The 15,530-nt window shown below is 62.8% G+C and carries 1 protein-coding gene (only partly in view); it reads right to left on the bottom strand.

The features are described from left to right. Positions 1 to 15,530, bottom strand: the 5' portion of a protein-coding gene (locus QNH97_RS12275) for a non-ribosomal peptide synthetase (protein WP_283557064.1). It extends 15,409 nt beyond the left edge of the window; only the first 15,530 of its 30,939 coding nucleotides appear in the window; it begins with the start codon at positions 15,528 to 15,530; its stop codon lies off the left edge, out of view.

Genomic DNA, 15,530 nt, shown 5'->3' with positions numbered 1-15,530 from the left:
ACGCCGGTCAACTGTGCATCGGCCGGGCACAGTGCTCGGTAAGTCACGTGCACCGTCGTTTCGGTGATGCCGTACATGTTGACCAGTTGCGTCCGGGCATTCGCTTCGCGGGCGTACCACGGCTTGAGAATCCCGGTTTCCAGGGCTTCACCGCCGAAAACCACGTGCCGCAGGTTGTGGTTCAGCTCGCTTTCGCCCTGGGCCGCAATCAGTTGGCGGAAGGCGCTTGGCGTCTGGTTCAGCACCGTGACGCCGGCCTCGCATATCAGCGCATAACATTCTTGCGGTGAACGACTGATCCATTGCGGCACCACCAGCAAGCGGCCACCTTGGGTCAATGCGCCCCAGATTTCCCAGACCGAGAAGTCGAAGGCAAACGAGTGGAACAAGGCCCAGACGTCCTGCGGGCCAAAGTCGAACCAGGGCTGCGTCGCCGAAAACAGCCGGGCGACGTTGCGGTGTTCGACCATTACGCCCTTGGGCAAGCCAGTGGAGCCCGAGGTGTAGATCACATAGGCCAGATGACTGGAATCCAGGCCCGGCACTTGCGGGTTGGCGACGGATTCGTCCTGCCAGTTGCCGCCACCGAGATCCAGCACCGGCACCGAGACTTCGGTCAACGCATGACGGGTGACGGCTTGGGCCAGCACCGCAACCGGCGCGCTGTCGCGCAACAGGTAGGCAATGCGCTCTACCGGATAAGCCGGGTCCACGGGTACATAACCGGCGCCGGATTTCAGGATGCCCAGCAGGCCGACGATCATGTCCAGGCCGCGCTCGACACAGATCGCAACCCGGTCATCCGGACGAATGCCCATCGACAGCAAGCGATGAGCGACTTGGTTCGCCCGGGCGTTGAGTTCGCCGTAGGTCAGCGTCCGATCTTCGAACACCACTGCGGTCGCATCCGGCTGCGCCGCAGCCTGGACTTCGAATTGCCCATGGATCAATGCGTCCTGGGCATACATGACATCCACGGTGTTCCAGGTTTCGATCAGCTGTTGGCGCTCGGCCGGCGGCAGAATCTTCAGCCCGTTCAACGGGGCCAGCGGCGATTGCTCCAGTGCCTGCACCAGGTTTTCCAGCACGCATTGCATATAACTGCATACACGCCCGGCGCCAATCGGTGCCTGAGCCATGACGGTCAGGTTGAAGTCTTCGCCCAAGTCATCCACCGACAACGTCAGCGGATAGTTAGTGCGTTCTTCACCTTCCAGCGTCCGGATACCGTCCCAGGCAGCAATGGCTTCACTGGAAGCCGTCTGCGCACCGAGATGACGATAGTTGAGCAACGCGCTGAACAGCGGTGCCGGCGCGGCCACGCCACTGCAACGTTGTGCCAGGACCAGCGAGGCATGCTCGTGTCCCAGCAGTGCCGTCAAGCGGGCATGGGTCGCCTTGACCCCGGCGCGGACACCTTGCGCCCCCAGGTTCACGCGCAACGGCAGCGTGTTGATGAACATGCCCAAGGCACGGTCGGCTCCTTCTCCGCCCTGCATGCGCCCCAGCAATACGGTGCCGAACACCACATCGTCCTTGCCCGACACTTTGCCCAACACCTGCGCCCAGGCCAGGTGATACAAGCTTGCCGCGCTGACGCCGAGCTGGCGCGCCTGCACCCGCAGGCGCCGGCAGAGCTGGGCATCGACCCGCTGGCGGACTTCCTCGATCCCGTGCCCATCGCCCTGCACATCCAGCAAGCCGAAGGGCAGCGTTGGTTCGGCCACATCGCCAAGCATGTCCTGGAAGAACGCTTCATGCTCCTCGCGACTGACACCCAGTCGCGCCTGGGCCACGTAATTGCGATACGGCACCGACGCCGCCAGATGCTGCTCACGCCCGGCCATATGCGCGCCAATTTCCGCAGTGAGCATGCCCAACGAGGTCGCATCATCGACCATGTGGTGGAACAGCAACATGCCAACCCAGCGATTGTTCGCCACGTCTTCGGCATAACCGATCCGCATCATCGGTGCCTGGCGGATGTCCAGGCGATAGTGACGCGGATCCAGGCGTTCACGCAGCTGCTGGGCAATATCCCCCTGCGCAGCGTCCAGTTCTATCTCGTCGAGACCCAGTCGGGCCTCACGCCAAACCACCTGAACCGGTTCGTCCAGGCTTTCCCAGACCACCCCAGTGCGCAGGATGTCATGCCTGGACACCACGCCTTGCAGGGCCTTGGCGAACACGTCCAAGTGTGCACGGCTGTCGAAAGCGAACAGCACGTATTGCAGATAGGGATCGCCTTTGGCCGCCGCGAGGTGGTGATACAAAATCCCTTCCTGCAGCGGCGCCAAGGCGTAGATATCCTGCACATTGCGCACGCCACCGGGCACCGTCGCCACCACGCGGTCGATCTCGTCCTGGCTCAACGTGGCCAGCGGCAACATGTCCGGCGTGATCCGCGAACAGTCATCCGGGATGAGGTTGGCCGGCACCTGGACTTCTTGGGTGCCGCCCACCGCCGCGGCCAGCGCCGCCAGCGTCGGCTGGCCGAACAGCACGCGTACATCGGCTGACAGATCGACCTGGCGCATGCGCTCGATCAATTTCACGGCCAATAAGGAATGGCCGCCCATTTCAAAAAAGTGATCGTGGCGACCGACCTGTTCTACCTGCAGAAGGTCTTGCCAGATCCTGGCAATGGTCGTCTCGACCTCGCCTTGGGGGGCTTGGTATTCACGGGTCACCACCGACGACTGATCCGGCACCGGCAAGGCCTTGCGATCGAGTTTGCCATTGGTGGTCAGCGGGAATACCGTCAACATCACAAACGCGCTGGGCACCATGTATTCCGCCAGCGAGCCCAACAGCTCGGCGCGCAGCTCAGCGGCCGACGGTGGCTCGCCTTCTTCGGCAATCACATAAGCCACCAGGCGTTGGTCCCCCGGTGTGTCCTGGCGTGCCACCACCACGGCCTCTCGGACACCGTTGCAGGCAGCCAGTTTGGCCTCGATCTCGCCCAATTCGATACGGAAACCACGGATTTTCACCTGGTCGTCGTTGCGCCCCAGGTATTCGATGCTGCCGTCCGCCAGCCAGCGACCGAGGTCGCCGGTCCTGTACATCCGCGCGCCCGGCTCGCGGCTGAATGGGTTGTCCAGGAAACGTTCGGCGGTCAGCTCGTCACGGTTCAAGTAACCGCGACTGACGCCCGCGCCGCCTACATACATCTCGCCCACCACACCCACCGGCACCGGCTCACGCTGGGCGTCGAGCACGTACAGTTGCAGGTCGGGGATGCGCTTGCCGATGGGGCTGACGCCGGCCAACTGTGCATCGGCCGCGCACAGCGCACGGTAAGTCACGTGCACGGTGGTTTCGGTAATGCCGTACATGTTGACCAGTTGCGTCCGGGCATTCGCTTCGCGGGCGTACCACGGTTTGAGAATCCCGGCTTCCAGCGCTTCGCCGCCGAAAATCACCTGGCGCAGGCTGTGGCTCAGCTCGCTTTCACCCTGGGCCGCGATCATCTGCCGGAAGGCACTGGGTGTCTGATTGAGCACGGTGACCCCGGCCTCGCACAACAAGGCGTAGCAGTACTGCGGAGAGCGACTGACCAGTTGCGGCACGACCAACAGGCGTCCGCCTTGCGTCAACGCGCCCCAGATTTCCCAGACCGAAAAATCGAAAGCGAAAGAATGGAACAACGCCCACACGTCTTGCGGGCCAAAATCGAACCAGGGCTGCGTCGCCGAGAACAGCCGGGCGACGTTGCGGTGTTCGACCATCACGCCCTTGGGCAGGCCGGTGGAACCGGAGGTGTAGATCACATAGGCCAGATGGCTGGCCTCCAAGCCCGGGACGTCGGGGTTGTGCTGCGCCTGCCCGTTCATTTCGCCCGTTTCGGCTGGATCGAGCACAATCGTGGGGACTGACAAGGTCGGCAGGTTGTCGCGCCATTGCGGCTGGGTCACCACGGCCACAGGGCTGCTGTCATGCAACATGTAGGCAATACGTTCTGGCGGATACGCTGGGTCCAGCGGTACGTACCCTGCGCCGGATTTCAGGATCCCCAGCAGGCCGACGATCATGTCCAGGCCACGCTCGACGCAGATCGCCACGCGGTCATCCGGGCGAACCCCATGGGCCACGAGGCTGTGGGCCAGTTGGTTGGCGCGGATATTGAGCTCACCGTAGGTCAGTGCCTGGTCTTCATACACAACCGCCACTGCATCGGGCTGAGTCGCGGCCCAGCCCTCGAATTGCCGATGGATCAGAGCATCGTGGGCATACACGGCATCGCTCGTGTTCCAAGTTTCCAACAGTTGCCGACGCTCGGCCGGTGGCAGGATCGCCAGGGTTTGCAATGGGGTTTGCGGGGCCTGCTCCAGGGCCACCACCAGGTTTTCCAGGGCCATGTGCATATAGCCGCAGATGCGCTGCGCACCGATGGACCTATCGACCATGGCGGTGAGGGAGAAGCCCTCGCCCAGGTCATCCACATTGAGGGTCAACGGGTAATTGGTGCGTTCATCACCGCCCAATGCCGAAATCCCGCTCCACGCCGACAGGGCGTCCTCGGTAACCTGTACCGCGCTGTGCCGATAATTGAGCAAGGCGCTGAACAGGGGCGTCGGTGCAACCACACCGCTGCAACGCTGAGCCAGCGCCAACGAGGCATGTTCGTGGCCCAGCAGGGCCGTCAGTCGCCCGTGAGTGGCCTTGACGCCGCTGCGCACATCCTGGGCGCCCACGTCCACCCGCAACGGCAAGGTGTTGATGAACATGCCCAGCGCCCGGTCAGCCCCGTCGCCGCCCTGCATCCGGCCCAGCAAGACCGTACCGAATACGACCTCTTGCTTGCCGGAGACCTTGCCCAGCACCTGCGCCCAGGCCAGGTGCACCAGGCTGGCGGCACTCACCCCCAGCTGCCGCGCCTGTGCCCGCAGGCGCCTGGACAGCGCAAGGTCGACAGGCTGGCGGACTTCATCGATGGCATGCCCTTCACCCTGCACATCCTGCAAACCGAAGGGCAGCGTCGGCTCATCGATATCGCCGAGCATCTCGCGGAAAAATGCTTCGTGTTCCTCTTCGCTCGCACCCAAGCGGGCCTGGGCCACATAGTTGCGGTAAGGCATTGCTTCGCCCAACTGCTCGTCCTGCCCCAGCAGGTGCAGTTGCATCTCATGCTGCATCACGTCCAAGGCGGTATGGTCCAGCGCCATGTGATGGAACAGCAGGATCGCGACCCAGCGATCCTGGGCCTCGTCCCTTGCATAAGCGAGGTGCAGCAGCGGTGCCTGGCCCAGGTCGAGGCGATAGTGCCGCGCATCGAACCGGGAGGCCAATTGCGTGGCGATATCGCCGGCCGTGGCGTCTGGAACAATGCATTGCGGTTCCAGCACTGCCTGGCGCCAGACCACTTGCACCGGTTCGTCCAGGCCTTCCCAGACCACGCTGGTGCGCAGGATGTCGTGGCGATCGATCACCACCTGCAGCGCTCCAACGAACGCATCGAGGCGTTCTCGGTTGTCGAAGGCGAACTGGGTCTGCAAGACGTAGGGGTCGCCCTGTTCGGCGGCCAGATGGTGATAGAGAATGCCTTCCTGCAACGGTGCCAGCGGGTAGATATCCTGCACGTTGCCCGCGCCACCGGGCACGGTCGCGACGACTTGGTCGATAATTTCCTGGGTCAGGCTGACCAGCGGCAGCATGTCCGGGCTGATGTGTTCGCAATCGGCCGGGATCCGGTTCGCCGGGACGCTGATTTCCTTGCCGCTGCCAATGGCCGCCGCCAGCGCGGCCAGGGTCGGCTGGCTGAACAGCACGCGCACGTCAGCACTCAAGCCCACCTGGCGCATGCGTTCGATCAAGGTGACGGCCAATAGAGAATGGCCGCCCAGTTCGAAGAAATGATCGTGGCGACCGACTTGCCCGACCTTGAGCACGTCGGCCCAGATCCGGGCCAGCGTCTGTTCGACCTCCCCCAGTGGCGCTTCATACTCACGACTGGCATAGGCTTCGGCATCCGGTGCCGGGAGCTCACGACGATCCAGCTTGCCGTTGGCGGTCAGTGGGAAGGACGGCAGTACCACAAAGGCGCTGGGCAGCATGTAGTCGGCCAGCACGCTGGACAATTGTCCGCGCAAGTCGTGTACCGACAAGCTGACGCCCTCTTCAGGGATCACATAGGCCACCAGGCGTTTCGGACCCGCATCGTCCTGTCGCGCCAATACCACCGCGTCTTTCACGCCCGCGCACTGGCCCAGTCGCGCTTCGATTTCGCCCAATTCGATACGAAAACCACGGATCTTCACCTGGTCGTCGTTACGACCGAGGTAATCGACAGTGCCATCTGCGCGCCAGCGCGCCAGGTCACCCGTGCGATAGAGCAAGGCATCCGGATCGGCACTGAACGGATCGGCGACAAACTTCTCGAGGGTTAGCTCAGGGCGGTTCAGATACCCTTTCGCCACGCCATCGCCACCGATGTAAAGCTCGCCCGCCACGCCGATAGGCACGGGCTGCTGCAGGGTATCCAGCACATAGACGCGGGTGTTGCCGATAGGCCGACCAATCGGGATGCCGCCCTCGCCCACGCTGTTGATTTCGTGAGTAGTGGTGAAGGTTGTGGCTTCGGTCGGACCGTAGCCGTTGAGCAGATGAGCCGGTGCGCCTTCTCTCAAGACACGGCCGATCACCGCCGGGTCGAGCACATCGCCGCCCACGATCAGGTAGCGCAGTTGCCCGAATACACTCATCAGCTCGGCGGCATATTGATGGAACAGCCCGGCGGTCATCCACAACACGCTGATCGACTGCTCGAGCAGCAGCGCACGGAAACGCTCCTGGGACAGCAAGACATCCTGTTCGACCACCACCACGCAACCGCCATTGAGCAAGGGTGCCCAGACATCGAGGGTGCTGGCGTCAAACGCCGGGTTGGAGGCGAAGGCCACCCGATCCTCGGCATTGAAGTCGGCATAACCGTTATTGATTACCAGGCGATTGATCGCCCGGTGTGGCACCAGCACGCCTTTTGGTGTGCCGGTGGAGCCGGATGTGTACATCACATAGGCGACCGATTCGGTGCTCTGTATCAACCTCAGGTCATGGTCCGCTTCAGCCTCCAGGGCCACACTATCCAGGTCCACACGGGCAATACCCTCAGGCACCGTCATCATGCTCAGTGCCAGCAGAATCCGGGCGCCACTGTCCTGCACCATGAACTGCTGGCGCTCGATGGGCGCGCTGACATCCAGCGGCACATAAACGGCGGCACACTTGAGGATTGCCAGCTGACTGACCAACAACTCAATCGAACGCTCCAGCACGATCGCCACGCGATCGCCCGGTTGAACCCCCAGGCCGATCAGATGACGGGTCAGGCGATTGGCCCTGGCATTGAGTTCGTTGTAGGACAGGCTCTGTCCATCGTGCACGACTGCAAGGGCATCCGGACGCGCCTTGGCCTGCGCCTCGAACAGGCCATGAACGGTCCTGTCCTGCGGATAGCTGCGGGTGGTGGCGTTGAAGTCCACCAACAACTGGCGACGCTCGGCGGACGGCAGGATCGACAACCTGTTCAACGGCGTCGTCGGTGCCTGCTCCAGCGCTTGCACCAGATGCTCCAGGGCAATGTTCATGTAGGCGCAGACTCGCTGCGCACCGATCTGCGGCACGGCCAGCGCGGACAAACTGAAATCTTCACCCAGATCGTCCACCGACAAGGTCAGCGGGTAGTTGGTGCGCTCTTCATTGCTCAGTAGTTGAATGCCGTCCCAGGCCGCCAGGGCGTCGCTTGACGCAGTGCCCGCTGCACTGTGCCGGTAATTGAGCAAGGCGCTGAACAGCGGCATCGGCGCGACCACGCCGCTGCACCGTTGGGCCAAGGCCAGCGAGGCGTGCTCATGGCCCAACAACCCGGTCAGACGGGCGTGAGTGGCTTTCACACCGTCGCGCACGCTTTGAGTACCGACATCCACCCGCAGCGGCAAGGTGTTGATGAACATGCCCAACGCACGGTCAGCGCCGTCGCCACCCTGCATCCGACCCATCAGCACCGTACCGAACACTACATCCTGTTTGCCGGACACTTGCCCCAGCACGTGCGCCCAAGCCAAGTGATGCAGGCTCGCGGCGCTCACCCCCAACTGCCGAGCCTGGACCCGCAAACGGCGGCTCAGGTCGGCAGAGAGGTTCAGCCGGCCTTCTTCGATATCGCTGCCATCGCCGCGTACGTCCAGCAAGCCGAACGGCAGCGTGGGCTCGTCCAGATCGCCCAGCATCTCGCGGAAGAACCCTTCATGTTCCTCACGGCTGATACCCAGACGGGCCTGGGCCACGTAATTACGGAACGGCACCGCCTCGCCCAATTGATCGGCCTGGCCCAGCAAGTGCGCCTGCATTTCGTGCTGCACCACTTCCAGCGCCGTGTGATCGAGGGCCATGTGATGGAACAGCAACATCGCCACCCAACGCTGGTTGGCGGGGTCATGGGCGAAGGCGATGCGCATCAACGGCGCCTGCTGCATGTTCAGCCGGTAATGCAGCGTGTCGAAGCGCTCGTGCAACTGGCCGGCGATATCGCCCGCCTCGGCGGTCAGCACAACCTCTTCGACCGCCAGCTGCGCTTTGCGCCAGACTACCTGCACCGGCTCATCGAGACCTTCCCAGACCACCGAGGTGCGCAGGATGTCATGGCGGTCAATCACACCCTGCAGGGCCTGGGCAAACGCCTCCAATCGATCGCGATCCGCGACGGTGAACGTGGCTTGCAGCACATAAGGATCACCCGTGTGCGCAGCGATGTGGTGATAGAGAATCCCTTCCTGCAACGGCGCAAGCGGATAGATGTCCTGCACGTTACGCGCACCACCCGGCACACTTTCCACAATCCGGTCGATGTCCTGCTGGTCCAGCTCGACCAAGGGCAGCATCGACGGCGTGATCCGGGTGCACCCCAGCAGAATGCCGTTGGCCGGCACCGCGATCTCGCTGCCACTGCCGACCGCTGCGGCCAATGCCGCCAGGGTTGGCTGGCTGAACAGAACCCGGACGTCCGCCGACAGGCCGAGCTGGCGCATCCGTCCGATCAGGCTGACAGCCAGCAGGGAATGACCACCCAGTTCGAAGAAATGATCGTGACGCCCGACCTGTTGCACACCCAGCAGGTCTTGCCAGATGTGCGCCAGGGCGATTTCGGTTTCGCCTTGCGGGGCTTCGTAGCCACGGGTGATCAGCGCGTCGAGGTCCGGGGATGGGAGTGCCTTGCGGTCGAGCTTGCCGTTCGGGGTCAGCGGCAATGCGTCGAGGCGTACGTAGGCCACCGGTACCATGTAGGCCGGTAACTGTGCTTGCAGGTGCGCACGCAGGGCTTCGATGTCGACCGTCTCGTCTGGCGACTGTTGGGTGAAGTAGGCGACCAGGCGCTTGTCACCCGGTACGTCTTCCCGGGCCAGGACCACGGTTTCCTTGAGACTTGGATGCTGGACGAGCTTGGCTTCGACTTCGCCCAGTTCGATGCGGAATCCACGAATCTTCACTTGATCGTCGTTGCGGCCCAGGTATTGGATGTTGCCGTCCGGCAGGTGGCGGCCCAAGTCGCCGGTCCTGTACAGGCGGGCGTTTGGCGCGCTGCTGAACGGGTCCTTGAGGAAACGCTCAGCGGTGAGATCATCGCGGTTGAGGTAGCCACGAGCCACGCCAGCGCCGCCGATGTAGATTTCACCCGGTACGCCCAGTGGCACCGGTTGTTTGTATTCGTCCAGCAAGTAGAACTGGGTGTTGGCGACCGGTTTGCCGATGTGTGCAGCGAACCCGTCTTCGCGGGCCATCGACACCCAGCTTGAGTAGGTCGTGGTTTCCGAGGGGCCGTAGAGGTTGCACAGGCGTTTGACCTGGGTCTGTTCGAACAACGTCTCCACCAGGCTGCGCTTGAGCGCTTCGCCGGCGACGTTGACCGTGTCGACGCCCTCACCCAACCCACCCGACTCCAACAACGCCTTGAGCGCCGAAGGTACGGTGTTGATCAGCGTGATGTCGTGCTCGCCCTGTTGCAGTTCCAGCACGTTGGTGACGACTTCGATGCTGCCACCGCAGGTCAGCGGCGCGAAGCACTCGTACACAGCCAAGTCGAAGTTCAGCGAGGTCGAAAAGAGGGTTTTCGCCAAGGTTTCAGAGTCGAACGAACGGTGCGCCCAAGTCAGGAAGTTCACCGTGTTTCGGTGTTCGATCATCACGCCCTTGGGCAGACCGGTCGAACCGGAGGTGTAGATCAAATAGGCCAGGTGCGATGAGGTCAGCTCCGCAACCTCCGGATTCAAGACGGACTCGTCCTGCCAAAGCCCGCTGTCCAGATCAATTACCGGCATTGTGGCGTCAGCCAGCAACCCCACCGTTGCAGCCTGCGCCAACACCGCCGCCGGAGCACTGTCCTCAAGCATGTAGGCAATCCGATCCAGCGGATACGCCGGATCCAGCGGTACATAACCGCCGCCGGCCTTGAGAATCGCCAGCAAGCCCACGACCATGCCTGCGCCACGCTCGACACAGATCGCCACCCGCGAATCGGGTTGCACGCCCTGCTTGCGCAGGTAATGCGCCAACCGGTTGGCCCGCTCGTTCAGTTGGCGATAGCTCAGACACTGCCCATCACGAATCACCGCAATGGCATCCGGCGTGCGTTGCACCTGATCTTCGAACAACCCGTGGATGGTCTGCGCCTGCGGGTAATCGGCTGCGGTAGCGTTGAACGCCACCAGCAATTGCTCGCGCTCCGCAGCGGGTAAAATCGGCAGGCGATACAACGCCGCCTGAGGCGTCTGCTCCAGCGCTTGCACCAGCGTTTCCAGCGCCGTGTGCATGTAGGCGCAGACCCGTTGCGCGCCAATCTGCGGTGCTACCAGCGCCGTCAGGCTAAAACCGTGCCCCAGGTCATCGACGTTCAATGTCAGCGGGTAGTTGGTGCGGTCCTCGCCGTCCAGTACGTTGATCCCATGCCAGGCTTGCAGCGCCTGCGGCGAGGCCACGCCGCTGGCGCGGTGTCGATAGTTGAGCAAGGCACTGAACAGCGGCAACGGCGCCGTCACGCCACTGCAGCGCTGGGCCAGTGCCAGTGAAGCATGTTCGTGCCCCAACAGCGCCGTCAGTCGCCCATGAACAGCCTTGACCCCGGCCTTGACGCCTTGATCACCCAGGCTCACGCGAAGCGGCAAGGTATTGATGAACATCCCCAGTGCGCGATCGGCGCCCTCGCCACCCTGCATCCGGCCCATCAGTACCGTACCGAAGACCACGTCCTGCTTGCCGGACACCTTGCCCAGCACCTGTGCCCACGCCAAGTGCACCAGACTGGCGGCACTCACCCCCAGCTGACGCGCCTGTGCCCGCAGACGCAGATCCAGGGCGCAATCCACCGATTGGCTGGCCTCTTCGATGTCGCGGCCGCCACCCTGCACATCTTGTAAATTGAACGGCAATGTCGGTTCGTCGATATCACCGAGCATGTCGCGAAAGAACGCCTCATGTTCTTCACGACTGACACCCAAGCGTGCCTGGGCCACATAATTGCGATAGGGCATTGCTTCAGCCAGTTGCCCGGTTTCATTCAGCAGGTACGCCTGCATCTCGTGCTGTACCACCTCCATCGCCGTGTGGTCCAGGGCGATATGATGGAACAACAGTGTCGCGACCAAGCGCTGATTGGCCTCATCCTGCCCGTAAACCACGCGCATCATCGGTGCCCGGGTGACGTCCAGCCGATGGTGCCGGGGGTCGAAACGTTCGCGCAATTGCGCGACGGCATCGCCTGCGCTCGGGTCGAAATCGACGGTTTCGAGGTGCAGCTTCGCTTCGCGCCAGACCACTTGGATGGGCTCATCCAACCCGTCCCACACGATGCTGGTGCGCAAGATGTCGTGGCGATCGATGACGACCTGCAGCGCTTGGACAAACGCATCAAGGCGTTCCTGGCTATCGAAGGCAAACTGCGACTGGAGCAAGTACGGATCGCCCTGCTCGGCGGCCAGGTGATGGTAGAGAATGCCTTCTTGCAGCGGCGCCAGCGGATAGATGTCCTGCACGTTGCCCGCGCCACCCGGCACCGTCGCCACGAGGCGGTCGATGGTTTCCTGGGACAGGCTGGCCAGCGGCAACAACTCCGGGGTGATGCGCTGGCAATCCGGCGGAATCCGGTTCGCAGGAACGCTGATTTCCTTCCCGCTGCCGACGGCGGCAGCCAATGCGGCCAGGGTCGGTTGACTGAACAGCACGCGCACGTCGGCGCTCATTCCAGACTGACGCATGCGCTCGATCAGGCTGACTGCCAGCAGGGAATGACCGCCCAGTTCGAAGAAGTGGTCGTGACGACCGACGCGCTCGACCTTCAGCAAGTCTTGCCATATCTGCACCAAGGCGGTTTCGATCTCGCCTTGGGGGGCTTCGTAGCCACGGGTGATCAATGCGTCGAGGTCCGGTGCTGGCAGTGCCTTGCGATCCAGCTTGCCGTTCGGCGTCAGTGGCAACGCCTCGAGTCGCACGTAGGCGGCGGGCACCATGTAGGCCGGCAGGTGCGCTTGCAGGTGGGTGCGCAGGACTTCGATGTCGACCGTATCGTCTGTTGAGTGTTGGGTGAAATAGGCGACCAGACGCTTGTCACCTGGCACATCTTCACGTGCCAACACCGCGGCTTCTTTCACCGCTTCATGGCGGGCGAGCTTGGCTTCGATCTCGCCCAGTTCGATGCGGAAACCACGGATCTTCACCTGGTCGTCGTTGCGGCCCAGGTATTCGATGTTGCCGTCCGGCAGATAGCGGCCCAAGTCGCCGGTCTTGTACATGCGGGCGTTTGGCGCGCTGCTGAATGGATCTTTGAGGAAACGCTCGACAGTGAGGTCGTCGCGATTGAGGTAGCCGCGGGCCACGCCGGCACCACCGATGTAGATTTCACCCGGTACGCCCAGTGGCACCGGTTGTTTGTATTCGTCCAGCAAGTAGAACTGGGTGTTGGCGACCGGTTTGCCGATGTGTGCAGCGAACCCGTCTTCGCGGGCCATCGACACCCAGCTTGAGTAGGTCGTGGTTTCCGAGGGGCCGTAGAGGTTGCACAGGCGTTTGACCTGGGTCTGTTCGAACAACGTCTCCACCAGGCTGCGCTTGAGCGCTTCGCCGGCGACGTTGACCGTGTCGACGCCCTCACCCAACCCACCCGACTCCAACAACGCCTTGAGCGCCGAAGGTACGGTGTTGATCAGCGTGATGTCGTGCTCGCCCTGTTGCAGTTCCAGCACGTTGGTGACGACTTCGATGCTGGCGCCGCAGGTCAGCGGCGCGAAGCACTCGTAGACCGCCAGGTCGAAGTTCAACGAGGTGGAAAAGAGGGTTTTCGACAGCGTTTCGGCGTCGAACGAACGGTGCGCCCAAGTCAGGAAGTTCACCGTGTTTCGGTGTTCGATCATCACGCCCTTGGGCAGACCGGTCGAACCCGAGGTGTAGATCAAATAAGCCAGATGCCCTGAAGTCAGCTCGGTAACCTCTGGATTCAGAACCGACTCGTCCTGCCAAAGCCCGCTGTCCAGGTCGAGCACCGGCATCGAGGCATCCGCCAACAACCCAATCGTCGCAGCCTGCGCCAGCACTACGGCTGGAGCACTGTCTTCGAGCATGTAGGCAATCCGATCCAACGGGTAAGCCGGATCCAACGGCACATAACCGCCACCGGCCTTGAGGATCGCCAACAAGCCCACGACCATATCGATGCCGCGCTCGACGCAGATCGCCACCCGCGAATCCGGCTCTACGCCCTGCTTACGCAGATAATGGGCCAAGCGGTTAGCCCGCTCATTCAACTCGCGATAGCTCAGACCCTGCTCACCACGGATCACCGCGATGGCGCCCGGCGTACGCTGGACCTGGGCCTCGAACAACCCATGAATCGTCTGTTGCTGCGGGTAATCGGCCGCAGTGGCGTTGAACGTCACCAGCAGTTGCTCGCGCTCCGCAGCGGGCAGGATCGAACGCCGCTGCAACGGCGCCTCTGGCGTCTGTTCAAGCATCCCGGCCAGGTTCTCCAACGCCTGCTGCATATACCCGGCAATGCGCTGGGCGCCGATCCCGGCCACGGCCAGCACACTCAGGCTGAAGCCTTCGCCCAAATCATCCACCGATAAGGTCAGCGGGTAGTTGGTGCCCTCGGCACCGCCCAGTGAATGCAGGCCTTGCCAAGCCCCGAGCGTCTCTGCCGTGGGCGCTTGCGCCGTGCCGCTGTGTCGGTAGTTGAGCAGCGAACCGAATAGCGGCGCGGGCGCGGGCACACCGCTGCAGCGCTGGGCCAGGGCCAACGAAGCGTGTTCATGGCCGAGCAATGCCGTCAGGCCCGCATGGGTGGCTTTGACGCCTTCACGCGCGCCTTGCCCCGCCAATTTCACCCGCAACGGCAGCGTATTGATGAACATGCCCAGCGCGCGGTCGGCACCGTCGCCACCCTGCATCCGGCCCATCAGCACCGTGCCGAACACCACGTCCTGGCGACCGCTGACAGCCCCCACCACCTGCGCCCAGGCCAAGTGATGCAGGCTTGCCGCGCTGACGCCCAACTGACGGGCCTGCGCGCGCAAACGCCGGCTCAACGCGCCATCGATCGCCAGGTGAACTTCCTCGATCACCGACTCGTCTTCAGGTACCGCAGCAAACCCCAGGGGCAGCGTCGGTTCATCGACATCGGCCAGCATCTCGCGGAAAAACGCTTCATGGGCGTCGCCGCCCACGCCCAGCCGGACCTGCGCTACATAGTTGCGATACGGCACCGCTTCGGGTAACCCATCGGCTTGTCCGAGCAGGAACGCCTGCATCTCATGCTGCACCAGCTCCAGCGCCGCGTGGTCCATTGCCATGTGGTGAAACAGTAGAATCGCCACCCAGCGATCATTGACCGGATCCTGGGCGCAAACCAGGCGCATCAACGGCGCCTGCCCTACGTCCAAGCGGTGATGCCGAGTGTGAAAGCGCTCTTGCAACTGCCCAACGATATCGCCGTCGGCAGGATCAAGCGTGATCTCTTCCAGGGCCAACGTAGCCTCGTGCCAGACCACCTGCACCGGCTCGTCCAGTCCTTCCCACACCACCGAGGTGCGCAGGATGTCGTGGCGATCGATCACGCCTTGCAACGCCTGGGTAAAGTCGTCCAGGCGTGTGCGTCTGTCCGCTCCGAACAAGGCCTGCAGCACATAGGGATCGCCCTGCTCGGCGGCAAGGTGATGATAAAGAATGCCTTCCTGCAAGGGCGCCAGGGGGTAGATATCCTGCACATTGCCCGCGCCGCCCGGCACGCTGTCGACAATCCGGTCAATCGCTTCCTGACTGAGATCGGCCAGGGGCAACATGTCCGGTGTGATACGGAAGGCCGGGCTCAGCCAATCGCCACCATTTCTCTCCACCAATTCGAGCAGTTCGTGCTTGTGGACGACAAGGCTGTCCCACAGTGCACTGTCCAGTCCTTCGTCGTCGCCCAGGATCACAAGGTTGTCGTCGTCCTGCTGGAGTCGGATCGGATGCTGGGACAGAGCTGTCATCAATTCGCTGAATTGCAT

The sequence above is a fragment of the Pseudomonas sp. G2-4 genome (assembly GCF_030064125.1).
GTDB lineage: Bacteria > Pseudomonadota > Gammaproteobacteria > Pseudomonadales > Pseudomonadaceae > Aquipseudomonas.
Note: the sequence above shows the minus strand (reverse complement) of the source record. Positions and strands in the feature narration are given on the sequence as shown.